Origin of the sequence: Reyranella sp., from assembly GCF_965229815.1 — a bacterium.
GTDB lineage: Bacteria > Pseudomonadota > Alphaproteobacteria > Reyranellales > Reyranellaceae > Reyranella.
This window is the reverse complement of sequence record NZ_CBDDJN010000002.1, coordinates 1,559,007-1,583,885: the sequence shown is the minus strand read 5'-3', so window position 1 is coordinate 1,583,885 and position 24,879 is coordinate 1,559,007. Positions and strand designations below refer to the sequence as shown.

At 69.1% G+C, this 24,879-nt stretch carries 28 protein-coding genes; 16 read left to right on the top strand and 12 right to left on the bottom strand.

The features are described 5' to 3' along the window. From ACO073_RS08025 to ACO073_RS08000, 6 genes are all read left to right on the top strand, one after another. Positions 1-1,209 (top strand): acetate/propionate family kinase, encoded by a 1,209-nt coding sequence (locus ACO073_RS08025; RefSeq protein ID WP_421996640.1) that lies wholly within the window; start codon positions 1-3, stop codon positions 1,207-1,209. A gap of 107 nt (positions 1,210-1,316) precedes the next feature. Next, on the top strand, positions 1,317-1,538 hold the full coding sequence (locus ACO073_RS08020) for a hypothetical protein (protein WP_421996639.1): 222 nt from the start codon (positions 1,317-1,319) through the stop codon (positions 1,536-1,538). A gap of 9 nt (positions 1,539-1,547) precedes the next feature. Further along, entirely contained in the window at positions 1,548-1,886 is a 339-nt protein-coding gene (locus ACO073_RS08015; protein ID WP_421996637.1) for a hypothetical protein, read from the top strand. Positions 1,887-2,084: 198 nt separating this feature from the next. Beyond that, positions 2,085-2,753 carry a Crp/Fnr family transcriptional regulator gene (locus ACO073_RS08010; RefSeq protein ID WP_421996636.1) on the top strand — a complete coding sequence of 223 codons (669 nt, stop codon included), beginning with the start codon at positions 2,085-2,087 and terminating at the stop codon, positions 2,751-2,753. A gap of 35 nt (positions 2,754-2,788) precedes the next feature. Continuing rightward, positions 2,789-3,100 (top strand): hypothetical protein, encoded by a 312-nt coding sequence (locus ACO073_RS08005; RefSeq protein ID WP_421996635.1) that lies wholly within the window; start codon positions 2,789-2,791, stop codon positions 3,098-3,100. A 9-nt stretch (positions 3,101-3,109) separates the two neighbouring features. Next, a complete protein-coding gene (locus ACO073_RS08000; protein WP_421996634.1) occupies positions 3,110-3,385 on the top strand; it encodes a hypothetical protein in 276 nt (91 codons plus the stop codon). A 110-nt stretch (positions 3,386-3,495) separates the two neighbouring features. On the opposite strand, the gene ACO073_RS07995 is transcribed toward ACO073_RS08000, so the two are convergent. From ACO073_RS07995 to cax, 3 genes are all read right to left on the bottom strand, one after another. Then, positions 3,496-3,891, bottom strand: a complete 396-nt coding sequence (locus ACO073_RS07995; protein ID WP_421996633.1) for a hypothetical protein — start codon at positions 3,889-3,891, stop codon at positions 3,496-3,498. A gap of 106 nt (positions 3,892-3,997) precedes the next feature. Next, positions 3,998-4,348, bottom strand: coding sequence for a hypothetical protein (locus ACO073_RS07990; protein ID WP_421996632.1), 351 nt, complete (start codon positions 4,346-4,348; stop codon positions 3,998-4,000). Positions 4,349-4,391: 43 nt separating this feature from the next. Next, positions 4,392-5,486 (bottom strand): calcium/proton exchanger, encoded by a 1,095-nt coding sequence (gene cax, locus ACO073_RS07985; protein ID WP_421996631.1) that lies wholly within the window; start codon positions 5,484-5,486, stop codon positions 4,392-4,394. Between the two features lie 56 nt (positions 5,487-5,542). Between cax and ACO073_RS07980 the strand changes: the two genes are divergently transcribed. After that, the gene (locus tag ACO073_RS07980; RefSeq protein ID WP_421996630.1) at positions 5,543-6,523 is read left to right on the top strand and encodes a SphA family protein; all 981 of its coding nucleotides are present in this window, start codon (positions 5,543-5,545) and stop codon (positions 6,521-6,523) included. After that, positions 6,520-7,182 carry a VIT1/CCC1 transporter family protein gene (locus tag ACO073_RS07975; protein WP_421996629.1) on the top strand — a complete coding sequence of 221 codons (663 nt, stop codon included), beginning with the start codon at positions 6,520-6,522 and terminating at the stop codon, positions 7,180-7,182. Before ACO073_RS07980 ends, ACO073_RS07975 begins: the two co-directional genes overlap by 4 nt. Positions 7,183-7,299: 117 nt before the next feature. Here ACO073_RS07975 and ACO073_RS07970 read toward each other — a convergent pair whose 3' ends face one another. Next, on the bottom strand, positions 7,300-8,379 hold the full coding sequence (locus ACO073_RS07970) for an LLM class flavin-dependent oxidoreductase (RefSeq protein WP_421996628.1): 1,080 nt from the start codon (positions 8,377-8,379) through the stop codon (positions 7,300-7,302). Between the two features lie 94 nt (positions 8,380-8,473). Here ACO073_RS07970 and ACO073_RS07965 point away from each other — a divergent pair, with 94 nt between their 5' ends. Next, positions 8,474-10,072, top strand: coding sequence for a gamma-glutamyltransferase family protein (locus ACO073_RS07965; protein ID WP_421996627.1), 1,599 nt, complete (start codon positions 8,474-8,476; stop codon positions 10,070-10,072). A gap of 23 nt (positions 10,073-10,095) precedes the next feature. Here the strand turns inward: ACO073_RS07965 and ACO073_RS07960 are convergent, their stop codons facing one another. Further along, positions 10,096-10,533, bottom strand: a complete 438-nt coding sequence (locus tag ACO073_RS07960; RefSeq protein WP_421996626.1) for a CBS domain-containing protein — start codon at positions 10,531-10,533, stop codon at positions 10,096-10,098. Between the two features lie 125 nt (positions 10,534-10,658). Here ACO073_RS07960 and ACO073_RS07955 point away from each other — a divergent pair, with 125 nt between their 5' ends. The 6 genes from ACO073_RS07955 (at position 10,659) to ACO073_RS07930 (ending at position 17,256) form a co-directional block, all read left to right on the top strand. Continuing rightward, entirely contained in the window at positions 10,659-11,873 is a 1,215-nt protein-coding gene (locus ACO073_RS07955; RefSeq protein WP_421996625.1) for an adenylate/guanylate cyclase domain-containing protein, read from the top strand. A 191-nt stretch (positions 11,874-12,064) separates the two neighbouring features. Beyond that, a complete protein-coding gene (locus ACO073_RS07950) occupies positions 12,065-13,381 on the top strand; it encodes an ABC transporter substrate-binding protein (protein ID WP_421996624.1) in 1,317 nt (438 codons plus the stop codon). A 39-nt stretch (positions 13,382-13,420) separates the two neighbouring features. Further along, on the top strand, positions 13,421-14,347 hold the full coding sequence (locus tag ACO073_RS07945; RefSeq protein ID WP_421996623.1) for a carbohydrate ABC transporter permease: 927 nt from the start codon (positions 13,421-13,423) through the stop codon (positions 14,345-14,347). Positions 14,348-14,363: 16 nt separating this feature from the next. After that, positions 14,364-15,215, top strand: coding sequence for a carbohydrate ABC transporter permease (locus ACO073_RS07940; RefSeq protein WP_421996622.1), 852 nt, complete (start codon positions 14,364-14,366; stop codon positions 15,213-15,215). A gap of 4 nt (positions 15,216-15,219) precedes the next feature. Next, positions 15,220-16,311, top strand: a complete 1,092-nt coding sequence (locus tag ACO073_RS07935; protein ID WP_421996621.1) for an ABC transporter ATP-binding protein — start codon at positions 15,220-15,222, stop codon at positions 16,309-16,311. A 108-nt stretch (positions 16,312-16,419) separates the two neighbouring features. Beyond that, a complete protein-coding gene (locus ACO073_RS07930; protein WP_421996620.1) occupies positions 16,420-17,256 on the top strand; it encodes a hypothetical protein in 837 nt (278 codons plus the stop codon). 16 nt (positions 17,257-17,272) lie between these two features. Here the strand turns inward: ACO073_RS07930 and ACO073_RS07925 are convergent, their stop codons facing one another. The 5 genes from ACO073_RS07925 to ACO073_RS07905 all read right to left on the bottom strand — a co-directional run bounded on the left by ACO073_RS07925 (position 17,273) and on the right by ACO073_RS07905 (position 22,870). After that, a complete protein-coding gene (locus ACO073_RS07925; RefSeq protein ID WP_421996619.1) occupies positions 17,273-18,124 on the bottom strand; it encodes a 5'-nucleotidase, lipoprotein e(P4) family in 852 nt (283 codons plus the stop codon). Beyond that, entirely contained in the window at positions 18,121-19,080 is a 960-nt protein-coding gene (gene add, locus ACO073_RS07920) for an adenosine deaminase (protein WP_421996618.1), read from the bottom strand. The genes ACO073_RS07925 and add overlap by 4 nt, the downstream gene beginning before the upstream one ends. After that, entirely contained in the window at positions 19,077-19,889 is an 813-nt protein-coding gene (locus tag ACO073_RS07915; protein WP_421996617.1) for a phytanoyl-CoA dioxygenase family protein, read from the bottom strand. The genes add and ACO073_RS07915 overlap by 4 nt, the downstream gene beginning before the upstream one ends. Continuing rightward, complete coding sequence (gene deoA, locus ACO073_RS07910) at positions 19,886-21,208, bottom strand: thymidine phosphorylase (protein ID WP_421996616.1); 1,323 nt, start codon at positions 21,206-21,208, stop codon at positions 19,886-19,888. Before deoA ends, ACO073_RS07915 begins: the two co-directional genes overlap by 4 nt. 144 nt (positions 21,209-21,352) lie before the next feature. Next, positions 21,353-22,870: a DUF3987 domain-containing protein gene (locus ACO073_RS07905; protein ID WP_421996615.1), complete on the bottom strand. Its 1,518-nt coding sequence runs from the start codon at positions 22,868-22,870 to the stop codon at positions 21,353-21,355. A gap of 177 nt (positions 22,871-23,047) precedes the next feature. Between ACO073_RS07905 and ACO073_RS07900 the strand changes: the two genes are divergently transcribed. Continuing rightward, complete coding sequence (locus tag ACO073_RS07900) at positions 23,048-23,698, top strand: SOS response-associated peptidase (RefSeq protein WP_421996614.1); 651 nt, start codon at positions 23,048-23,050, stop codon at positions 23,696-23,698. On the opposite strand, the gene ACO073_RS07895 is transcribed toward ACO073_RS07900, so the two are convergent. Beyond that, positions 23,683-24,483: a purine-nucleoside phosphorylase gene (locus tag ACO073_RS07895; protein WP_421996613.1), complete on the bottom strand. Its 801-nt coding sequence runs from the start codon at positions 24,481-24,483 to the stop codon at positions 23,683-23,685. The two genes, ACO073_RS07900 and ACO073_RS07895, sit on opposite strands and share 16 nt — an antisense overlap. Continuing rightward, complete coding sequence (locus tag ACO073_RS07890) at positions 24,480-24,875, bottom strand: cytidine deaminase (RefSeq protein ID WP_421996612.1); 396 nt, start codon at positions 24,873-24,875, stop codon at positions 24,480-24,482. Before ACO073_RS07890 ends, ACO073_RS07895 begins: the two co-directional genes overlap by 4 nt. Positions 24,876-24,879: the final 4 nt, after the last annotated feature.

Genomic DNA, 24,879 nt, shown 5'->3' with positions numbered 1-24,879 from the left:
GTGAACCCTTCCCCCGCGACGGAGTCCGGCGTCATCGCCGTCCTCAATGCCGGCTCGTCCAGCATCAAGTTCGCGCTCTTCGAGCGGCGAACCGGAGGGCCGGAACGCGACGGACCGCTGCTGTTCCGCGGCCAGGTCGAACGCCTGGGCCTGGAGCCGCGACTCAGCGTGAAGGACGCCGCCGGCAAGGTCGTCGCCGAGCGATCCTGGCCCGCCGGCGCCCTCGACCATCACAGCGCGACGGACGCGATCCTGGAATGCGGGCAGGAGCTGCTGCGCGGCCGGCCGGTCGTGACCTTCGGGCACCGGGTCGTGCACGGCGGCACGGAGTTCGCGGCACCGGTACGGGTCGATCCCGCCATCGTCGCACGGTTGGAGAAGCTGATCCCGCTGGCGCCCCTGCACCAGCCGCACAATCTCGCGCCCATCCGGGCGATCGCGCGGACCGCGCCGCAGCTGCCGCAGATCGCCTGCTTCGACACCGCCTTCCATCGCAGCCAGCCGGCGGTGGCGCAGGCCTTCGCCCTGCCCCGCGCGCTGACGGCGGACGGGGTACGACGCTACGGCTTCCACGGGCTTTCCTACGACTACATCGTGCGCCGCGTCCGCGACGTGGCGCCGGCCATCGCGGACAGGCGCCTGATCATCGCCCATCTCGGAAACGGCGCCAGCCTCTGCGCCGTGAATGGCGGACGCAGCGTCGCCAGCACGATGGGCTTCACCGCGGTCGACGGGCTGATGATGGGCACGCGCACCGGCTCCCTCGATCCCGGGGTCCTGCTCTATCTCCTGAAGGAGCGGGGCTTCGACGCCCAGGCGATCGAGGACCTGCTCTACCGCAAGTCGGGGCTGCTCGGCGTGTCCGGCCTGTCGTCCGACATGCGCACATTGCGCGCCTCCGACGCGCCGGAGGCTGCCGAGGCGATCGCGCTGTTCGTGTACCGGATCGTGCGCGAGGCGGGCTCGCTCGCCGCCGCGCTGGGCGGCGTCGACGCCGTGATCTTCACCGCCGGCATCGGGGAGAACGACGCCGACACCCGCGCCGAGGTCTCGGCCGGGTGCCGCTGGCTCGGCCTGGCGCTCGACGAGGCGCGCAACCATCGGCACGAGGGCCGCATCAGCCGGGACGACTCCCCGGTATCGGCCTGGGTGATCCCGACCGACGAGGAGCGCATGATCGCGCACTACGCCGGCGAGGCGCTCGCTTGATCGAAATCATGGCGAGGCCCGATCCCGCGACTATTATGCCCTGTTTGCCGGATGTCCCGGGAGAGGGGCGCGGCACTCCAGGCATCGAGCCGAGCGGGGATTGAACCATGACGAAGCGCCTATTCCGGACCCTCATCCTGACGCTCGCCGCCGGCGGCCTGGCCGCCGGCTGCGAGAACATGTCGACCAGCCAGAAGGGCGCGGTGACCGGCGCCGCGCTGGGATCGGGCATCGGCATGGTGGCCGGCGGCAGCTTCGGCCAGGTCGTCGGCGCCGGCCTGATCGGCGGCGCGGCCGGATACATCACCGGCAGCGCGATCCAGAAGTAGGAGGAAGCAATGAAGCGCCTTCTCCTGGCCGTTTCGGGAACCGCGGCAACGGCTGCATTCGCGGCGTTCGGCGCGGCGGAGGCACAGAATGCCTTCGTTTTCGACCGTGCGGCGTACGTGACCTGCCGGGAAGCCCATGCGATGGCGCCGGACGCCCGCCGGACCCTGGCCACTCAGCTCGCCGAGCATTCGGCCCGGTACCGAGGCGTCGTCCTGCCGGACGACGATCGTGGCGCACAGATCGCCTACCTCGTGAGAGGCGGCTGCACCCTGTCTCCCGAGTCCTATCTGTTCGTCGTGATCGACCGGGCCATACAGGCCGAAAGCGCGCGATTGCCCAAGCGCTAGCGCCGGGCAGGCGAGCCGGGTCGCGGATCACCCCTGACGGTTGGTCTCGCCGGGAATTGGGAAGCATGCTAATTTTGCATGGTGAATGTCCTTTCCGGCATCCTGGCACGCAGCGAGGACTCCTCCGAGAAGCAGCAGACCAAAGTGTCGCTGCCCTGCGAGCGGTGCGCCGGTCGGCATCTGAACCTTTGCAAACCCTTGGATCGGGAACGACTGGCGCAGCTGCTGGCGCTGGGCGGGCCGCGCAAGTGGCGAAAGCGCGAGATCCTGTTCGCGGCCGGAACGCCCATGGGCAGCTTCTTCAAGATCACCAGGGGCGTCGTTGCCGTGTCGCGCACGCTCGAGGACGGCCGCCGGCAGATCGTGGCCATCCGCGTGCCCGGCGACTGCGTCGGCTATCTCGAGGAAGGTGGCCTGTACGCCTTCGAAGGCGAGGCGCTGACCGACGTCGAGGCGTGCGGCTTCGACCGCCGCAAGTTCGATGCCTTCGCCGCCGCCCATCCCGACCTGGCGGCCGCCACGGCCGAAGCCCTGGCGACGGCGCTGAAGCAGACCGGACAGGCGATGCTGGTGCTCGGGCAGCTCAGGTCGACGGAGCGCGTGGCGCATTTCCTCGCGGAGATCGATACGCTCTATCGCGTGCGCCGCGTATCGAGCCAGCCGCTGTCGCTCCACATGACCCGCGGCGACATAGCGGATTATCTCGGCCTCACCATCGAGACCGTGAGCCGGACCATCGGCAAGCTCAAGCGGCGCGGCATCATCCAGGTCGCCGGCACGGACGAGATCGTGGTGCTGGATCGCGACCGGCTGCTCGACATGGGGAAGACGCGATGCGATTCGAAGGACGCGGGCAGCGCCTTCTAGTGTCGGATAGTCCTCGAATGGACGGAAGCGCTCCCTTGACGGAAATCAAGGTCCGAAACTGGGCCCGCGGTATTCTTGTTGGCGTGGCTGCAAATCGCTCTCCACCGCCCGCTCGAAGCCGGCCGAGTGAGGTACCGCTCTCCGTCCAGATCATTGCGCGGAAGGAGCGCATCGAATTCTGGCTGTGCCGCGGACAGCAAGCGGTCTGCCGTCAGAAAGATATGCCCAAGGCGCTGGTCGCCGATGCCCGACGCCACGGCCAGGATCTGGTCGAGGAATCCATCAATGCCCTCCTGCAGCATATCGAGACGCGGCGGGGCATGTCCCGCCTGCGTCACCAGACCTGAACCGCCACCATGAGTTGGCCTCGCGGAGTCTTTGCCCTGTGGCTGGTCGCCTCGGCGATCTGGTTGATCGGCTGGACGCTCTTCATCCGCCAAATATGCACCACGATGCCGAACGGCGACTTCTGGTGCCGCGCCCGAGAGAACGGCCTGCTGCTCCGTCTGGGCGAATACTCGGCGTGGTCGCCGCTCCACGTCTACCTGCTGGGCTTCGTGCTGCCGTTTCTGGTGCTGATCGGCGGCCTGCTTCTCGGCTGGATCCTGACCTGGCGACGGCGGTCCCGCTGACCAGTGCAAGCTCTCTCAGCGTGTCACCCTGGGCAACCGACAGGCCACTGCGCTGATGTGGACGCTGAAGGGCTTCCGCCTGCGCCTTGACGCCGTGGACGGGAGGCCCGTCATTTCACCTTCTGAAAGGTAACGGGCACCTTCATGGTCGTCCCGCGCGTGTACTCTCCGCTCATCCCGCCCTCGACGAGGTTCAGGCGGTAGGTGCCTCCCAGGGCCGTCTCGATCGTCAGAACCGACTCCCGGACAACGCCGTGATTGATGCCGTTCGCGATGTCGACCTTGTCACCGAACGCGAGGGTCCTCCCCTGCTCGGGAAAAGTCATCGCGCCGTCGATCTGGCCGTTCGGCCGAACGGCGGTCACGACGATCTCGGCGTCGCCCAATCCACGCACGTGGCCCGTCCAACGACCCACGAACCGGGATGCCGATGGCTGGGCATGGGCGGCGGAACCAAGCGCCAATCCCGCCAGGATGAAGAGCCTCCGGGACAAAGTCTTGTGCATGGTCTTTCCTCACATTGTGGGAGCCTCGGAGAACCACACGGCCAAGCATACATCTTCTTCCAACGCTTCGGATCAGCCGCACTCCCGGGCGGGAGATTGATGTCCGTCAGACGCAGCGGAATCGCACATAGTAATTGAGCTGCTGGACGAGACGGTCGTCGAGGACCTGCGGCTTGAGCCCCTTCACCTTGCAGACCTCCCCCATGATGCGGCTTGCCGCCTCCTGCCCTCGCTCGCGCTCGGATGCCGGGTCGGGATTGATGACGATGTCGTCGCGCACGACCAGGAGGTCGAACTCGTTGGCCCCACCGGTCGGCGAGAGATTCGCCTTCATCCTCTTGCCGCCAACGGTGAGGGTGTGCGAGCGCGTACCCTCGATCGTGTGCTGGTCGTGGCAAGCCGCCACGCTCGTCGCCGCCAGCACGGCGACAGCCACGGTCAGGGTGATGCGTCCCATCGTATCCTCCGGAGTCGGTCAACCCGTGGTCGGCCGTTGCGTCTCACGCCGGTACGCCGAACACCGTGATCGCCATGACGAGGTACACGGCGATGAGCTGTGCGCCCGTAAACCAGGTCGTCCGCCCGTCGACGACCAGGATCGAGGCCACGAAGGTCGCCATCAGCACCAGGAAGACCTCCACCCCCGTGAACGCGAGACTGAGCGGCGCCGGGGCGATGACGAGGCTCAGCAGAACCAGCAGAGGTGCGACGAACAGTGCGATCTGCGTGCTGCTGCCGATGGCGATGCTTATGGCGATCTCCATGCGGTTGCGCATGGCCATCAGCACCGCCGTACTGTGTTCGGCGGCATTGCCCACGACCGCCACGACGACGACGCCGACGAAGAGGTTCGAAAGCCCGAGCGCCTGGGAGGCATGCTCGACCGTCGCCACCAGGATCTCGCTCATCCACACGATCAGCAGGGTGGCGACCAGCATGACGCCGATGGCGAGAGACTTCGACCAGGGAGCGCCATGCGCTTCGTGCCCGGCCGCTTCCTGGTCGCCCTTGAACAGGTGCACATGGGTGCGGAGGGCGAACACCAGGCTCAGCAGATAGACCACCAGCAGAATGATCGCCACGACGATGCTGAAATTCACCGACTGGGCCACGAACCTGCCGCCGCCGATCGCGGCCACGATCGACGGGATCAGGATGGCCATGGCCGCCAGTGCCATCATGCCGACCTGCGCGCGGGCGCCGATCGTGGCGAAGGTCTGCACCGGATAGCGCAGCCCGCCGGCGAGGAAGGCCGCCCCCAGCACCAGCAGCAGGTTGCCGATGATCGAGCCGGTGATCGACGCCTTGACGACATCGAGCAAGCCGGCCCGCAGCGCCATGAGCGCGATGATGAGCTCGGCGGCATTGCCGAGCGTGGCGTTGAGAAAGCCGCCGATCGCATCGCCGACGCGGGCCGAGAGCTTCTCGGTCGCAAGCCCGAGCAGACCGGCCAGGGGGATGATGGCGACGCAGGCGAGCACGAAACCGAGCAGGGGCGATTCGGGCCGGGCATGATGGACCCAGGCCGTCACGGGTACGGCGATCAGCAACCATGCCAATGGCGCCTCGGCCAGCACGCTTCGCAAAGTCTTCATCGCGACCTCCCCCTGGCTGGAACCATGATACACTCAAACGAAAATGGGGGAGGCCGATGCCGTCGAGGGCCATCTTCGCCATGCCATTGGCCCTGGCATTCGGCTCCGCGCTGCAATCGGGAGCCGCCAGGGCCGACGAAGGCGGAGCCAGCGTCTGGCTGCCGGGTCAGTTCGCAAGCTTTGCCTCCGTGCCGGGCGATCCGGGTTTCTCGTTCGAGGCGCTCTTCTACTTTCGCAAGGCCAGCGCCACGGCAGGGACGAGCTTCTCGCGGGGTGGCGGCCTGCTGCTGGGCTACAGCACGACGGAGCAGTACCTCTACCTGACGCCAGGCTATACTTTTGCCGATCCGGTCCTGAACGGACAGCTCTGGCTCGGCGTGACTTTTTCGGCGGGCCGCGCCGACACATCGGTCTGGGGCGTGCTGACCGGGCCGGGAGGCCGTGCGTTCTCGGCGGGCGCCAGCGACACCGCGACGGGGATCAGCGATCTCTATCCCATGGTTTCGTTGAAGTGGCAGACTGGCAGCCACAACGCCATGACTTATGTCATGGGAAGCGCGCCCGTCGGCGGCTATGATCCCGATCGCTGGGCCGGCGTCGGCGTCGGCCATTGGGCGATCGACTGGGGCATGGGCTACACCTTCATGCCGCCCTCGCCCTTCGAGTTCTCGGTCACCGCCGGCCTGACCTACAATTTCATCAATCCGACGACGCAGTATCAGAGCGGAATGGACGCGCACATCGACGTCGGTGCGTCCTGGTCGCTGAGCGATTCATTCTATGTCGGCCTGGCGGGCTACTACTTCAGCCAGCTCAGCCCGGACACCGGCGGCTCGGCGCGGCTGGGCGATTTCCGGTCCCGGGTGGCGGGCGTCGGGCCACAGGCCGGCTGGTCGTTCCAGTTGGGTGGCGTCGCGACCGATCTCAGCCTCCGGGGCTACAAGGAGTTTGCCGCCCAGAACCGCCCCGAAGGGTGGAACGTCTATTTCACCGTGTCGCTGTCCCGCGCCCGGCGCCCGGGAGACAGACTGCCATGATCGCCCGCTTCGTCGGTCGCTACCTCGATCCGTCGGAGACGCTCCTCGAGATACTGTTCGGCCTGATCATGGCGCTCACCATCACGACCGGCGCCCGGCTGCTGTCGGAGCGGGCAGACATCGTCGGCGTCGAGCTCGCCCTGGCGCTTCTGGGCTGCAATCTGGCCTGGGGCGTCATCGACGGCGCGTTCTACCTTCTGGGCACGATCTTCAACCGCAACAGACGCGTACAGTTCGTGAGGCGGCTGCAGACCGCCGCGAGTGACGTGGAGGCGCTCGCCGCCATCAAGGACGAGTTCGCTCTCGACGGCGAACCGCCGATGCGGCCACAGGACAAGGCCCACCTGCACAGGACGTTGCTGGACCTGTTCCGGCATGCCGGGACGGATCGGGCGCACCTTCGGGGCCACGACTGGGTCGCCGCCGGCCTGATCGTCGTGCTGGTCAGCGCGACGGCGATCCCCGGCCTGATCCCGTTGCTGGTGTTCGATGACGGCTTCGTCGCCCTGCGCTGGGCCAATGCGCTGCAAGTCGGGCTGCTGTTCCTGACGGGGTACTGGTGGGCCCATTATTCCGGGAGCAGTCGATGGCGGACCGGTCTGGCGATCGCGCTCCTGGGATCGGTGCTCGTCCTGCTGGCCGTGCCGCTGGGCGGCTAGCGCGCTCGCCATCTTGCCGGGGGGCGCGCCACTCCTTGGCGCGTCTTTGGAGCGCGGACCTCCAGGTCCGCATCATGATCATGAGCGGACCTGGAGGTCCGCGCTCCGATACGTGCTTCAGGCTGCGAGCATGCGCTCGCGGTTGCGCTCGCGCAGGATGGGCATCACCCACTTGCCGAAGCGCTCGGCCTCCTCGTCGTGCAGGTAGCCCGACAGGCAGAAGGAGTGGCAGCCGAGGTCGATGAAGTCCTGCAGCGTGTCGGCGCACTGCTCGGGCGTGCCGACCACGGCGATGCCGGCGCCCGGCCGCACCTGGGTGATGCCGGTCCACAGGTTGCGCTCGATCACCTCGCCCTGGGCCGCCAGCTCGCGGACCCGGCGGTTGGCCTCGGAAGCGGCGAAGCGTTCCTTGACGAAGGCCTTCTGCGACTCGCTGGCATGCGCCACCAGCTCGTGGGCGAACTCCCAGGCCTCGGCCTCGGTCGGCCGGCACACGACCTGCAGGCGCATGCCGAAGCCGATGTCCTTCTCGCGGCCGTGGCGGGCCGCCATGCCGCGGATCTCGGCCATGTTGGCGCGGATGCGGTCGTAGGTGTCGCCCCAGAAGAGATGCACGTCGGAATGCCTGGCCGAGATCTCCCAGGCCTGCCGCGAGCCGCCGCCGAGATAGAAGCGCGGATGAGGCTGCTGCAGCGGATAGGGCCGGATCTGGGCGCCCTTCAGCTGGTGGAACTTGCCCTCGAAGGTCACCGGGCCGCGCGTCGTCCACAGCGCCTTCAGGATCGAGACCTCCTCGTCCATGATCTCGTAGCGCTCTTCCTTGCCCCACCTGATGCCTTCCGAGGCGTTCTCCTGCTCGCTCTGGCCGGCGATCAGGTTGATGCAGATGCGCCCGCCCGAGAGCTGGTCGAAGGTGGCGATCATCTTCGCCAGCAGCACCGGGTTGATGTACGACGGCCGCGCCGCCACCAGCATGCGGATCGACTTCGAGCGGCCGACCATCAGGGCGCTCGAGATCCAGGCCTCCCAGCAGGCGGTCTGCACCGGCACCAGCATGTACTCGAAGCCGGCGGCCTCGGCCGCGGCGACGACGCGATCGAACAGGGGCAGCGAGGGCGCGACCTGCGCGCTCGCGAGCCCGTAGGCGGTGGTGTCGCCGGCCGTCGGCAGGAACCAGCCGAATTCAAGGTTGCGCATGGTCGAATTGTCCTCCGCGCGGCGCCGCGGCGCAATTGTTGCTGGCAGTGTCGGCTGCGGGAAGGCACCATCGCGCGCCCCCGGGGGAGACAGAATGCTGCAGCACGGCAAGCGTCCTACGATCGCATCGCGGCACGGTATGGTGGCCGCCGCCCATCCGCTGGCCGCCGCGGCCGGCGCCCGCATCCTCGGCAGCGGCGGCAACGCCTTCGATGCCGCGGCGGCGACAGCGGCGACCCTGAACGTGGTCGAGCCCTACATGTCGGGCCTCGCCGGCCAGGGCATGGCGACCTGCTACATCGCCGCCGAGCGGCGGGTGCGCTCGCTCAACTTCATGAGCCGCATCCCGCGCCGGTTCCCGCTGGAGAAGCTCAGCAACCGCGAGCAGATCCTGCGCGGCCCGATCGCCGTCGGCTCGCCCGGCAATCTCGCCGGCTGGTGCGAGATGGTCGATGCCTATGGGACCAGGAAGCTGCCCGAGCTGTTCGCCCCGGCGATCCGGGTGGCGCGCGACGGCTTCAGCATGATCGAGTTCAACGTCGAGGAGATCGCCGGCATCACGCCCCAGATGCGCAGCCATGCCGATCTCTTCCCCGAATGGTCGCGCACCTACATCGACGGCATCGAAGGCGGCCGGCCGGTGAAGGGCGCGATCCTGAAACAGGCCGATCTCGCGGCAACGCTGGAGGCCATCGCAGCCGAGGGGCCGGGCCTGCTCTACGGCGGCGCGCTCGGCCGCAAGCTGATCGACCGCCTCACCGAGCTGGGCGGCACGCTGACGCTCGAGGACCTGCTCGACACGAAGGCGGAATGGATCGACCCGCTGGCCGCCACCTATCGCGGCCGCACCATCCACGTGCCGCCGCCGCCGTGCGAGGCCTTTCAGTACCTGCTCACCCTGCGCATCCTCGAAGGCTTCGACCTCGCCGGGATGAAGCGCAACGGCACGGAGCACATCGACACGGTGCTGCGCGCCATCCGCATCGCCGCCGGCGTGCGCATCGCCAATGGCGCGCCCTCGCCGCAGAAGCTGGCCGAGCTCCTGTCGGACGGCCATGTCGAGAGCCTGCGGACCCGCGTGCGCGACGGCAAGCCGGTCACGGGCCCCACCGAGCAGTGGACGCCGGCGGCCAGCGAGGGTCACACGACCTCCTTCTCGATCGCCGACAGGGACGGCAACATGGTGTGCGTCACACAGAGCCTGGGCAGCGTGTTCGGCTCGGGCGTCGTCGTCCCGGGCACCGGCCTCTGCCTCAACAACTTCCTCTACTGGGCCGACGTCAACCCGCAGAGCCCCAACCGGGTGAAGCAGGGCGACGCCATGCCGATCTGCGTCGCGCCCTCGATCGTCACCCAGGGCGATCGGCCGGTGCTGGCGCTTGGCACGCCCGGCAGCTACGGCATCCTGCAGACCCAGGCACAGGCGATGGTGCAGTACGTCGACTTCGGCCTGCCGCTGCAGCAGGCGATCGAGGCACCGCGCGCGCGCCTGACCGACGGCCGCGCCGTGCTGCTGGAATCGCGGGTCGATGCCGAGGTGCGGACGGAACTGCGCAGCCGCGGCCACGACCTCTCGGCGGGTCCCGACTGGACGTGGACAGTCGGCGGCATGCAGGCGGTGGCGCGCGACGAGAGCGGCACCTTCACCGGCGGCTGCGATCCGCGCCGCGACGGATACTGCGTGCCGGCCTGACCGGCTCGCCCGACTTCTGCGGCCTACTTCTGCGGCCGGGACGGCTCGGAAATCTCGGCGACCGCCTCTCCGACCTCGCGCAAGTCGGCCGCGCGCGGCTCGGTGGCGATGTCGCCCAGGGAGACGATGCCGACCAGATGCCTGTCGCGGTCCACCACCGCCAGACGGCGGACCTGCAGCGTGCGCATGCGCGCCAGCACCGCCTCGGCGTCCTCGTCGGCAAAGGCCCAGACGATGTCCTCGGTCATGCAGTCGCGCACCAGCATCTCGACCGGGGATCGCCCGGTGGCGACGCCGCGCACCACGATGTCCCGATCGGTGAGGGTGCCGACCAGGCGACGGCCGTCGCAGACCGGCAGAGAGCCGACGCCGATCGCCTCCATGGCCATGGCGGCCTGCTGGAGGGAGGCTTCCGGAGGCACGGTCTCGACCTCGCGGGTCATGACGTCGCTGACGAGCATGCCGGCACAATGCGCCAGCCGGGCCTCGGTTGCGCGCGCGGGGCAGGCGGAATTCCGGCGCGGCGCGCCGGCTTCGTTGTATCCTGCGGCATGATCCTGCCCGTCCATCCGCTCGACCGCCGCCCGTGAAGACCGCCGAGATCGATCGCCTGGTCGACTGGCTGGTCCGCGGCGGCCTGCAGGGCCTGCCGGAGGCGGACCTGCTGCGCCACTTCTGCGAGAAGTGCAACGCCGCCGGTCTTCCTGTCTCGCGGGCGCTCACCTTCATCGACACGCTCCATCCGGTGCACGAAGGCACGATCTTCCGCTGGCGCAACGACGAGGTCGAGGAAGAGGCCGCCGCCGACTATGGCCGCACCAACGAGGGCGAGGCAGCCGAATCCTGGCAGCGCAGCCCTTTCTTCCACCTGCTGCAGACCGGCGGCGAGGAGCTGCGCCGGCGCATCGGCTTCGGCGAGCCGGCCGACTTCAAGATCATCCAGGAGATGAAGGATCTCGGCCACACCGACTACCTGATCTTCATCCACCGCATCGGCGGCGAGGCCATGATCGGCGAGATGGACGGCGTCTACTCCGCCTGGTCGACGCGCGCGCCTGAAGGCTTCAGCGACGGCGACGTGGCGGCGCTGCGCCGGCTGGTGCCGGCGCTGGGACTGGCGATCAAGAGCGCGGCCCTGGCGCGCGTCTCGGGCACGCTGGTCGAGGTCTATCTCGGCCGCGACGCCGGACGGCGCGTGCTCGAGGGCCGCATCCAGCGCGGCGTCGCCGAGCGCATCGAGGCCGCGCTCTGGTTCTCCGACCTGCGCAGCTACACCGCCATCACCGAGACCGCGCCACCCGCGGAGATCATCCCGCTCCTGAACGACTATGCCGACGCGGCCATCACCTCGATCCACGAGGCCGGCGGCGACGTGCTGAAGCTGATCGGCGACGGCACGCTGGCGCTGTTCCGCGGCGACGATCGCGGCGAGGCCTGCCAGCGCGCGCTGAAGGCCGAGGCCAAGCTCAGGGCACGCGTCGCGGCGCTGAACGAGCGCCGGCAGGGCGAGGAACGGCCGGTCACCTCGGTCTATGTCGGCCTGCATGTCGGCGAGGTCTTCTACGGCAATGTCGGCAGCCTGCAGCGACTCGACTTCACCGTCGTGGGGCCCGCAGTCAACGAGACCAGCCGCATCGCCTCGATGTGCCGCTCCGTCGATCGCCCGGTGCTGATCTCGTCGACCTTCGCCGGCTGCCTGCCGCCGGGTCAGCGCGCCCAGCTCGTGTCGGTCGGCCGCTTCGCGCTGCGCGGCGTCGGCCGGGCGCAGGAGCTCTTCACGCTCGACCCGGAGACGCTTTGAGCATGAAGGACGGTCGTCGCCGGACAGCCGGCAGCGACGCCGCTTCAGGTCGGGTGAACCGCGTTTGCTGCAGCGCGCCACGACACGCAGCGAATATTTCTTCAACCGTCTTGCGCGCGCGCTCGCGTGGTGCCTACCATGATCGCATAAACAAGCCGTCCAATGAGGCGGCCTTCCCGGGAGGGAACACCATGGCCAAGACCAAGCGTCGCAGCGTACTGAAGCTCGCCGCCGGTTCAGCGTTGGGTGGCATGACGGGCATTCTGGCGACCGGCCGTACGCCGGCCTATGCCCAGCAGAAGACAGTTCACTGGCTCAAGTGGGTCGACTTCGTTCCAGCGACCGACCAGATGTTCCGCAAGGAGCTGATGCCGCAGGCCGAGAAGGATCTCGGCATCAAGGTCAACCTGGAGACGGTCAACGGCAACGACCTGCAGCCGCGCACGACCGCGGCGATCCAGTCGGGCGCCGGTCCCGACCTGATCATGGCGTTCAACAATCAGACCTATCTCTACGCCAACAGCGTCGTCGACCTGAGCGCGATCGTCGACGAGGTCGCCAAGCGCGAGGGCGGCCTGTTCAAGTACGCCCGCTCGATCTGCAGCGACGGCAAGATGTTCATGGGCATGCCCTGGGCGGTGATCGGCGGCATGATCGCCTATCGCAAGTCGTGGCTCGACGAGGTCGGCGCCTCGAAGTTCCCCGACACCTGGGAGACCTACCGCGAGGTCGGCAAGAAGCTGAAGGCCAAGGGCCATCCGTTCGGCCAGACGCTCGGACACACGTTCGGCGACGCGCCGGGCTTCACCTATCCCTACATGTGGTCGTGGGGCGGCAAGGAGGTCGACGACAGCGGCAAGAAGGTCGTCATCAACTCGCCCGGCACGATCGAATCGGTGAAGTTCATGCAGGGCCTGTGGAAGGACGCCATGGACGAGGGCGGCCTCGCCTGGGACGACACCAACAACAACCGTGCCTTCCTGTCCCAGACCATCGCCGCGACCCTGAACGGCGCGTCGATCTACATCGAGACCCTGCGCAAGCCCGCCCAGTACCAGACCGAGAAGGGCGCGCCGATGAACAAGGACATCCTGCATGCGCCCCTGCCCAAGGGCCCGGCGGGACAGTTCGGCTTCCATCTGCTGCAGTCGCAGATGCTGATGAAGTATTCCAAGAACCAGGACGCGGCGAAGGAGTTCCTGAAGTGGCTCCACCAGGAGGCCAACTACCGGAAGTTCTTCGAATCGCAGAAGGGCTTCGCCACGCCCTGCACCGAGAAGTGGGAGAGCGACAAGCTCTGGGACGTCGATCCCGTGATGACGCCCTACAAGGTCGCCGCCCGCCTCGGCCAGGCGCCCGGCTATGCCGGCACGCCCAATGCCAAGGCGGCCGAGGCGCTCAGCAAGTACATCATCACCGACATGTACGCCAAGGCGGTGCAGGGCATGCCCGCCGAGGAATCGGTGAAGTGGGCCGAGACGGAGTTGAAGAAGATCTACGAAAGCTGACCGCCGGCCCCATCGCGCAACTCGACGGGTGAGCGAACCATGGCAGTGACCGCAGTCCCGGGTGTGGCATCGCGTCAAACCCCGCGGCTGCGGCGGCTGGAGGACGAGCGCTGGCTCGCCCTCGCGCTGCTGACGCCGACAGCGGTGCTGCTCGGCCTCTTCATCGCCTATCCCTTCTTCGAGGGGGTGATGCTGTCGCTGACCAACACGCGCGTCGGCATCGAGGGCAAATTCGTCGGCCTCGACAACTTCGCCAAGGTCTGGGACGACAGCATCTTCCGGACGGCGGTCTGGAACACCTTCTGGTACACGGGCGTCACGACCGTGTTCAAGCTGGCGCTTGGCCTGTGGCTGGCCATGCTGCTGAACCGGCACTTCCGCGGCAAGGCGCTGGTCCGCGCCTTCATCCTGCTGCCCTTCATCATCCCGACGGTCCTGTCGACCTTCGCCTGGAAGTGGATGTTCGACCCGACGTTCAGCGTCATCAACTGGACGCTGTTCCATCTCGGGCTGATCGACCAGCGCATCAACTGGCTGGGCGATCCCGACCTCGCCATGACCTCGATCATCATCGTCAACATCTGGCGCGGCGTGCCGTTCTTCGCCATCAGCCTTCTCGCCGGACTGCAGACCATCAGCCCCGAGCTCAACGAGGCGGCGGCGATCGACGGCGCGCGGCCGTGGAACCGCTTCTGGTACGTCACCTGGCCGCTGCTGCTGCCCGTCACCATGGTCGTGATGCTGTTCTCGGTGATCCAGACCTTCGCCGACTTCCAGCTCGTCTACGTCATGACCGGGGGCGGGCCGGCCAACGCCACGCAGCTGTTCGCCACCTACGCCTACCAGATCGGAATCGGCACCGGCCTCCTGTCGGAGGGCGCGGCGATCTCGCTCGCCATGTTCCCGTTCCTGTTCATCATCGTGGTCGTGCAGCTCCTCTACATCCGCCGGGTCGAAACCAGATGACGGGAGGGATCCGCCGATGATCGAGGGTGCGTCCTGGCGGCGCTGGGTGTTCTACAACATCCCGCTGATCCTGTTCGTCTTCGTCCTGCTGTTCCCGTTCTACTGGATGATCATCACGACCTTCCGGCCCGACGGCGAGCTCTACCGGCCGTGGAACGCGGTCAACTACATGCCGTTCTGGACGAACCATCCGACCTTCGAGCACATCGAGTACCTGTTCGAGGAGACCAACTTCGGGCGCTGGATGCTGAACACGATGTTCATCGCCATCGCCTCCACGATCATCTCGCTGTTCTGCGGCGTGCTGGCGGGCTACGCGCTCGCCCGCCTCAACTTCCCGTGGGCCGGCGGGCTCGGCACCATGATCTTCATCACCTATCTGGTGCCGCAGACGCTGCTGTTCATCCCGCTGGCCGAGATCATCCGCAACTTCAGGCTCGGCGACACGCCGTGGTCGCTGATCCTGACCTATCCGACCTTCCTGATCCCGTTCTGCACCTGGCTGATGATGGGCTACTTCAAGGCCATCCCCAAGGAGCTCGAGGAATGCGCCCGCATCGACGGCGCCTCGCGGCTGAAGGCGATGATCTACATCATCATCCCGGTGGCGGTGCCGGGCATCCTGTCGTCCGGCATCATCGCCTTCACCCTGTCGTGGAACGAGTTCATCTACGCCCTGGTCTTCCTGTCGTCGCCCGACCAGAAGACCGTGCCGGTCGGCGTGACCTCCGAGCTGATCCGCGGCGACGTCTTCTTCTGGGGACCGCTGATGGCCGGCGCGCTGCTGGGCTCGATCCCGGTGGCGATCGTCTACTCGTTCTTCGTCGAACACTACGTGTCGGGCCTCACCGGCTCGGTCAAGGGGTAGGGTCATGGCCGAGGTCATCGTCCGCAAGCTCAACAAGAAGTTCGACGCCAACCACGTGGTCCGCGACGTCGACCTGCACATCCGCGACAAGGAGTTCGTGGTCTTCGTCGGTCCCTCGGGCTGCGGCAAGACCACGACGCTGCGCATGATCGCCGGGCTCGAGGCGATCACGTCGGGCGAGATCCTGATCGGCGAGACGGTGGTCAACGAGGTCCCGCCGATGGACCGGGACATCGCCATGGTGTTCCAGAACTACGCGCTCTATCCGCACATGAGCGTCGCCAGCAACATGGCGTTCGGGCTGAAGATGCGGAAGTTCGACAAGCCGGAGATCGAGAAGCGCATCAAGCGCGCCGCGGAGATCCTCGGCATCGGCGACCTGCTGCATCGCAAGCCGCGGCAGCTGTCGGGTGGCCAGCGCCAGCGCGTCGCGCTCGGCCGCGCCATCGTGCGCGACCCCAAGGTGTTCCTGTTCGACGAGCCGCTCAGCAACCTCGACGCCAAGCTCAGGGTGCAGATGCGCGTCGAGCTGAAGAAGCTGCACGAGCGGCTGGGCACGACGGCGATCTACGTCACCCACGACCAGGTCGAGGCGATGACGCTCGGCGACCGCGTCGTCGTGATGAAGGACGGCGTCGTGCAGCAGGTCGGCGAGCCGCTCGAGCTCTACAACAGCCCGGCCAACCGCTTCGTGGCGGGCTTCATCGGCTCGCCGGCGATGAACTTCGCCGACGTCACCCTGTCGGGCGGCAACGGCCGGCTGTGGGCGGAGGCGCCGGGCCTGCGCATCGGCCTGCCCGAGCCGGTGGCGCGGCGCGCCAACGGCCGCGACGGCGATCGCGCGACCTTCGGCATCCGGCCCGAGGACCTGCATGTCGCGGGTCCCGGCGACCCCGACGAGCTCTGCTTCGAGGTCGAGGTCGAGGTGGTCGAGCAGCTCGGCTCGGAGATCCTGCTCGACACGCGGGTCGGCAGCAGCACCTTCGTGGCCTCGGTCGACCCGACATTGCGCACCCGGGTGCACGAGCGGCTGAAGCTCGCCGTCAACCCCAACCGGCTGCACCTGTTCGACGCCCGGACCGAAGCGGCGATCTGAGCCGTGCGCCGGGGGCCATCGCGTGGCCCGGTGGACAACCTTCGGCTGCGCCCGCAAGATTTCCCGGACGGCTCGGGGAGAGCCCGACGACAGCGCACGGGGGCCGAGATGACACACGGGTTGCTGCGGCGAGAGCCGCCGGTGCCGCGCCGGCGGCGGATGACCGGGCTCCTGTCCCTTACCCTGCTGCCCCTTCTCCTGATGCCCGCCGCCGCGATGGCCCAGGCGCCGGCGGACAATGCCTTCGGCGAGGTCTACGAGGCCTCCTTCAAGGCGATCTTCCTGCTGTTCGTGCTGGCGGTGCTGCTGGAATCGGCGCTGGCGCTGCTGTTCAACTGGAAGCCGTTCGTCGAGAACCTGGTGCCGCGCGCCGTCCGGCCGCTGATCGCCTTCGTCGTCGCCTTCCTGTTCGTGCGCTACTTCGACCTCGACATCGTGACCGCGCTGGTCAACGCCGTCACCGGCAAGGCCTATGCGGCCAGCACGCCCGGCATGGTCCTGACCGCCATGATCATCGCGGGCGGCAGCTCCGGCGTGAACAGCATGCTGGTCGCGCTGGGCTTCCGCCAGGTCCGCACGCCGGCGACGGCGGGACCGCCCAAGCCGCCCGCCGGCAAGGCCTACATCTCCGTCCGCGCCCTGAAGGGCGAGGCGGTCGGCGACCTCTACGTCTATGCCGGTCCGCCGCCGGCGGCCGGGGCGCCCGCCGGCACGCGGCCGCTGCTGCTGGGCGTCATCAAGGGCCGCTCGGTCCGCAACTTCTTCTCGTGGTTCGTTCCCGACAGCGGCCGGCTGCCGCGCTACGGCGGGCACACGGTCGATCCCGGCCGCGACTACGTGATCGTGGTCGAGGGCCGCAAGGAGGACGGCACCGTCGTGCAGTGGCAGGTGGGCCCGCTGCAGTTCGCCGACGGCGCCTTCGTCGACCTCGACGTCACGGTCTGAGGCGCGACCTTCCCCGCTACTGTTTCGGGCCGACCCAGGTCTCGATCGCGTCCCACTTGGCCTTGCGCTGCTCGCCGCGCGGCTTCTTGAAGTCGTGGCCGTAGGTCGCCGTGTCGAACGAGCCGTAGGTCGGGTTGGGCAGCATCAGCCACTGCTTGCCCCAGTAGCCGAGGTCGGCATCGAACGCCTTGGCCCGGTCGGCCTCGCTCGAGCGGTAGCGGTCGTCGAAGTCGCCGAAATTGTCGCCGATGTTCAGCAGCACGCGGTAGTCCTTCGTCACCACGGCGCGCCGCGTGCTCTTGGCGCTGCCCCAGTCCTTCTGCTCGTTCTGCATCAGGAACGTGTCGACGTTGCCGCCCATGGGGAAGCCCAGCTTCTCCATGTTGAGGCGGGTATCCTTCTCGGTCGAGGCGTCGCGGTTGGTGATGTAGAAGAGCTTGACGCCCCTGGAATCGGCATACTTGGCGAACTCGACGGCGCCCGGGACCGCCCGCGACACCTGGTCGGCGCAGAACTGGTTCCACGTCCTGGTGCTGAACGTCTGGTCGGCCTTCAGCATCCAGGCCTGGTAGAGCGAGTTGTCGAGCAGGGTCTCGTCGACATCGAGCACCACGGCGGGCGGCAGGTCGCCGAAGCTGCCCTTCTGCTCGTTGGGCGCCGCCGTCCAGCTCCTGTCGGCCAGCGCCTCGTCCAGGCGGATCCGGGCCAGCGAGAACACGGTGAGCGCATTGGCGCGGTACTCGACCGAGCGCTGGGTCCACAGCGTCGCCAGCAGCATGTCGTTGGGCGGCACTTCCTGGGCCTGCGCCGTCGCCGTCGAGACGGCGGCCAGCGCCGCCGCCAGGGCCAGAACCTTCCGACCGATCATTGTCCGATCTCCCCCAGTAGCCGGCGCCGGGTCGCCTCGTCGGCGAAGGACGCCTCGATGGCCGTGCGCGCGATGCCCCGCAGCTCCGCTTCGCCGAGCCCGGCCTTGTCGTACTCCTCGCCCAGGCTGGTGTTGAAGAACGGCGGGTCGTCGGAATTGAGCGTGACGCGGACGCCCGCGGCGATCAACCGGTGCAGCGGATGGGAGGCCCGGTCGGGATAGAGGCCGAGCGCCACGTTGCTGCCGGGGCAGACCTCCAGCACGGTGCCGCGCCGCGCCAGCTCCTCCATCAGCCGCGGATCGTCGGCCGAGCGCACGCCGTGGCCGATCCGGGTGACCGGCAGGTCGCGGATCGCCGCCCAGACGCTCTCCGGCCCGACCACCTCGCCGGCATGGACGGTGCAGCCGTAGCCGTGCTCGTGGGCCAGCCGGTAGGCCGGCGCGAAATCGGCCGGCGCGAACTTGGCCTCGTCGCCGCCCATCCCGAAGCCCACGACGTAGCGGTGCGGCTCGGCGACCATCTTCTGCACCATCCTGAGCGCCCGTTCGGGCCCGAGATGGCGGATGCAGATCACGATGATCCGGCCCTCGATGCCGAACTCGCGGCGGGCGCGCTCGATCCCCTCCTCCAGCGCCTCGAGCCACTGTCCGTACGACAGGCCGAGCGCCGCCGGCCGCTCCGGCGAGCAGAACATCTCGACATAGACCGCGCCCTGCCGCGCCGCGCCGGCCAGGTAGCTATAGATCACGTCGCCGAAGTCGCGCGGCGTGCGCAGCGTCGTGCAGACGAGGTCGTAGGCCTTCAGGAAGCTCAGGAAATCGTTCCAGACATAGTGGCCGCCCTCGCTCATCAGCCCGGGCGGCATGGCGAGGCCGTTGCGCGCCGCCAGCGTGTGCGCCAGCGCCGGCGGGATGGAGCCTTCCAGGTGGCAATGCAGCTCGGCCTTGGGAATCACGCAAATCCTCGCAGTGGCAGGTCCGGCCGTTGCAGCCAGTTGTCGGCGCCATACTCGGCGGTTCCGTCGATCAGGTGCAAGGCATAGGCGTGGCGCGGCCGGGCCGAGCGGTTCGGCGCGCTGGCATGCGGCAGGAGCCCGTGCAGGACGACCAGCGTGCCCCGCCGCGCCTCCAGCGCCACCGGCTCGACGGCCGGCCACGGGGTCGCGTCGAGCGTGTCGGTGACCATGGACTCTCCCTGGCGGCGGAAGCGCTGCCGCAGGGGCCCGCTGTGGCCGCCGGGCAGGGCCAGCAGGCAGCCATTGTCGCGGTCGGCATCGTCCAATGCCATCCAGAAGCCGACCACGGTCGAAGGCCTGGTGTGCAGGAAGGCGGCGTCCTGGTGCCAGCCGACCTCGCCACCGATCCGCGCCTGCTTGAAGAGGTACATCGACTGCAGCAGCAGCGGCCGCTCGAGGCCGAGCTGGCAGGCCAGCGCCGCGAAGCGCGGCTGGCGGGAGACGCGGTCGAACACGGGATCGAGGTCGTGCAGGGCATGGCCGATCTTGTTCAGCGCCTCTGCCGGCGGCCGGTCGGTCGCCGCCTCCTCGAAGAAGAAGCGGATCGCCCCGCCCGACTCGCGGAAATAGGCCTCGCGCGCATGGCCCTGGTCGCGGGTCGAGAAGACCGTGCGCGCCAGCCCCGGATCGCAGCCGGCCACCAGCTCGGCCACGCGCGCCTGCAGCGCATCGCAGTCGGCAGCGGCCACGAAATCCTCCAGCACCAGGAAGCCGTCGCGCCGCCAGGCGTCGAGGTCGACGGCGCTCACCGGTCGATCCGCTGCATGACCACCGGCCGGGCGGAAGGCGGCCGGTCCTCGATGCGGACGGTCGCCTGCACGGCGGCGATCGCGGCGGCGGCCGCGGCTTCGTCCGCGGCATGGACGAGGCAGAGCGGCGTGCCGGCCTCCACCCGGGCGCCGACCTCGACGAAACCGCTCAGGCCCACCGCCGGGTCGATCGCGTCGTCGGCATGGGCGCGGCCGCCGCCCAGCGCCACCACGGCGATGCCGACCTCGCGGGCGTTCATCCCGGCCACCCAGCCGGCCCTGACTGCCGGACAGGGACGCTCGACCGGCGCCCGTCCGAGATAGCGCGCACTGTGCTCGAGGAAGTCGTCGGGACCGCCGAGCGCCGACACCATGCGGCCGAACACGGCGGCCGCCCGCCCGTCGTCGAGCGCCGCCTGGGCGCGGGCGCGGCCGGCGGCGGCGCTGGGCGCCAGCCCGCCCAGCGCGATCATCTCGCCGGCCAGCGACAGCACGACCTCGTGCAGGCGCGGTTCGCGCGGCCCCTCGCCCTTCAGGTAGGCCACCGCCTCGGCGACCTCGAGCGCGTTGCCGACCGTGTGGCCCAGCACCTGGTCCATGTCGGTGATCAGCGCCACGGTCGGCAGGCCGGCCTGGTTGGCGACCGCGACCAGCCCCTCGGCCAGCTCGCGCGCCATCGCCTCGGTGTCGCAGAAGGCGCCCGAGCCGCATTTCACGTCCATCACCAGACCGCCGAGGCCGGCGGCGATCTTCTTGGACAGGATGGAGCTCACGATCAGCGGGATGGATTCCACCGTCGCCGTGACATCGCGCGTGGCGTAGAGCCGCCGGTCGGCCGGGGCGAGGTCGTCGGTCTGGCCGATGACGGCGCAGCCGACCTCGCGCACGACCCGGCGGAAGGTCTCGATGTCGGGCTGGGTCTCGTAGCCGGAGATCGCCTGCAGCTTGTCCAGGGTGCCGCCGGTATGGCCGAGCCCGCGGCCCGAGATCATCGGCACGAAGAGCCCGCAGGCGGCGGCCAGCGGCGCCAGCATCAGGCTCACCTTGTCGCCGACGCCGCCGCTCGAATGCTTGTCGATCACCGGGCCCGGCAGGGCGAGGCTCTGCCATTCCAGCGTCCGGCCGGAATGGGTCAGGCCGACCGTGAAGGCGACGCGCTCGGCCGTGGTCATGCCGCGGAAGAACACCGCCATGGCGAAGGCCGCGACCTGGCCCTCGCTCAGGCTGCCGTCGTGGATGCCCCGGGCGATGGCGGCGATCTCGCCGGCCGACAGTTCATGACCGTCCCTTTTGCGACGGATGATCTCCTGGGGCAGCATCGCATCGAGGATAGCGGGGGCAGCGATTGGCGGCCACCGCTCCGCAGCGAGTACCGCAGCCTTCAAGCCCACTCGTGCCAGTCGCCTCAAGTCGATCGACGCGAGCGGGCGAGGTCGGAAGCGAGCGGCACCGTGAACTCGCGGTCAGGCCGGCGATTTTCCGGCATTTCCGGCATTTCCGACAGAGGGCCTTGTGGCCAGCCGCGGATTGACCAACCAGCGATTGGGGGGCCGGCCGCGGCTGGGTGTGGCGTAGGACACGCGCTCCACGAGGCCGGCGGCCTGCAGGCGGGCAAGCACGCCGTCCGTCGCCGCCGCGTTGACGCTGCGGTTCAAGGCTTCGAGCCGGACCTGCTCGCGCGAGAACTCGGTCACGCCGCGATCCCGCAACCAGCGCACCACGCGGCGGGCGCGACGATCGCCGTCGCTGGGCGCGCTGCGATGGAACAGGGCCAGCGCGTGCGGGCGGAAGTAGCCGGACCACAGGCGCACACCGCGCTCGATTTCCTCGCTGCCCAGATGGCCCGGGGCTCCGGGGGCGCCGCTCTCCGACCATGCCAGCATCTGCAGGATGCCGGCCAGGCGCACCGCCGTGCCGCGGCCCTTGCCCAGCCAGGCCATGTCGAGCCCTTCGGCCTCGCGCAGCTCGCGCTGCAGCGCGCCCAGGAAGTCGTCCAGCGCGCCGAGGCCGCGCCCATCGACGATGAGCTCGAGCGGGATCGACGGCGGGCGCGCCTTGCGCGCGATCCGCCGCAGCGCCGCCAGCGCCTCGGCGTCCGGGGCCGGCCTGGCGTCGGCCAGGGGAGAATGCTCGGGCAGCGGCGGCCAGGCATAGAGGAAGCGGCCGGCCAGCTCCTCGCCGGCGGCGAACAGCTCCGATACCCGGTCCGGCACCATGGCCAGCAACAGGCTCACCGCGAAACGGTCGATGCTTCGAAGTCCCGCTCCCTCGCCCCGGCCGAACGCGACGGGACCCGCCGCCCAGCCCTGAAGCCATTGTCGGCGGGCCGTGTCCGCCGGCCGCATCAGCCCCTCCGGCAAGTCGTCGCGCCAGACGATGACGCCGCGCGGGTTGGCGGCCACCGCCTCGGCAACGGCGGCGAGCGACGCGTCGCTCACGACCGCCCGGCGCGGCTCCTCCTCCTCTCCGGTCTTCTCGGCGTCGAGGGTCGCCAGCAGCTCGCGCAGCGGCGCCATGGCCGGCGACTTGGCGCTCGACGGCGGCCCGACCATCGCCTGCCAGAGCACCAGCGGCTCGGACCAGCGCGGCCCGACGCGCACAACCGCTCCGCCGCCGCATAGGGCGGCCACGGCCGCCAGCAACGACTGCGCCACGTAGTCGACAGGCGCGCCGACCGCCCGCGCCGTGGCCTCGACCCAGTCGCGCCAGAACGTGGGCAGCACGTCGAGGGGAAACGCAGGGACGGGCGCGCGCGCCTCGTCCAGCACAGCGGTGTCGATCTCGCCCCAGCCGGCCGTCGGTGGCGCGCCGACCGGCCGGGCGTAGCGCGGATCGTAGAATTCCGACTCGGGATCGGAGCGCACGATTCGCACCAGGGGGTGGGCGTCGAGGGCATCCTCGTCGAGCGCATCGTCTTCCAGCGCGTCGATTTCGAGCGCAACGTCGTCGGTATCGATGTCGCCGGGACCGCAGGGGGTCATGACCATGCCTCATAACCGGGGATCAGATCAATAACTCCCGTATATAGAACGCATGGCGAACAATCAAGCGCCGGATCGGGGGAGCCTCCCACCGGCCGGTCGGGGGCCCCCCTCTTCCCTCAAGGCGCTTTGCTTCGAGACCGTCCCGCGACAGGATTGCCGCTCTCGGGGAACGACATGTGCAATCTCTACACGGTGCGAAAGAGCAGGGACGAGGTGGCGAAGGTCTTCCGGGCGCGCATGCCGCCGGTCGAGCCGAACCTGCCGGACGACATCCTGCCCGGCGGTCCGGGCCTCGTTGTGCGCGACGCGGAGGGCGGCGAGCGCGTGCTGCAGTCGATGGTCTGGGGCTTCCCGATGCGCTTCGCGACCATGAAGCCCGGCTCGAAGCCCAGGCCCGTGAACAACATCGCCGACGTCACGAAGTTCACCTGGAAGCGCCTGGCCGAAACGCCGCGATCGCGTTGCCTGATCCCGCTGACTCGCTTCGCCGAACCCGAAGGCCCCAAGGGCGCCAGGACCCGGACGTGGATCGCCATCAGGGACCAGCCGGTCGCGGCGTGGGGCGGCCTGTGGCGCACCAGCGACGAGTGGGGGCCGGTCTATTCCGGGGTCATGACCGACGCCAACGACGCGATCCGGCCCCTGCACGACCGGATGCCCGTCCTGCTCCACGCCCACGAGTTCGACGAGTGGCTGCACGGATCGTTCGACGACATCGTGGCCTTCCAGAAGCGGACCTTCCCGAGCGACCTGATCGAGATCGCGCCGACGGCGGACCTGTGGGTGCCGAAGAAGGCACCGCCGCCGGCTCAGGCCGCCTCGTAGCCTTCGAGGAACGCCCGCAGCAGGCGTCGCACGTCGCCCGAGGCGGCGCTGGCGACGGCGATCGTGTGGTCGTGGCCCAGCGCGCCCGGCACCAGGCCGGCGGCATAGTTGGTCACCACCGACAGCGCCGCCACCCGGAGCCCGGCGTGACGGGCCAGGATGGTCTCGGGCGCGGTCGACATGCCGACGGCGTCGGCGCCCAGCACGCGCGCCGCGGCGATCTCGGCCGGCGTCTCGAAGCTCGGGCCGCTGAAGAAGATGTAGACGCCCTCGTGGCAGCGGAGATTGGCGCGGTGCGCGACGTCGAGCAGGCGGCGGCGCAGCGCCGGATCGTAGGCATCGACCATGTCGACGAAGCGGCTGTTGCCGGTCCGGCCGAACAGCGGGTTCACGCCGGTGAAGTTGATGTGGTCGCTGAGCGCCATCACCGAGCCCGGCGGCATGTCGAGCCGCAGGCTGCCGGCGGCGTTGGTCTGCAGCAGCGTCTCGCAGCCGAGCGCCGCCAGCGTGTCGATGGCGCCGGCCATCTCGTCGGCGCGGCCGCGCTCGTAGTAGTGGGCGCGGCCCTGCAGCACGGCGACGGGCGTCGGCCCGACATGGCCCAGCACCAGCCGTCCGGCATGGCCGCCGACGGTGGGCTGCGGGAAGCCCGGCAGTTCGGCATAGGGAATGACGGCGACGCTCGCGACCTCCTCGGCGAACGAGCCCAGGCCCGAGCCCAGGACCAGCGCGACCCGGGGCCGGAAGCCGGGCGCGCGCCGGGCGATCTCCTCGGCGGCGCTCACGGCTTCTCCAGGTGGTGCGGCCCGAAGGACATGGGCAGGAGCTGACCCAGGGTCACGGTGCGGTGCAGCCCGTCGGGTCCGCAGAGATGGACGGGCAGGTCGTCGGCGGCGAACTCGCGCAGCTTCTGGCGGCAGCCGCCGCAGGGCGTGATGACCTCGGGCCCCGGCCCGACGACGAGGCATTCGAGGACGCGCCTGTGCCCGGCGGCGACCAGGGCGGCGATGGCGCCCGCCTCGGCGCAGGTCCCCTCGGGATAGGCCGCGTTCTCGACGTTGCAGCCGCCGTGGACCGAGCCGTCCTCCGCCCGCACCGCGGCGCCGACATGGAACTTCGAATAGGGCGCGTGGGCGCGCAGCATCATGCGTTGCGCGAGGTGCAGCAGGTCGTCCATCGAT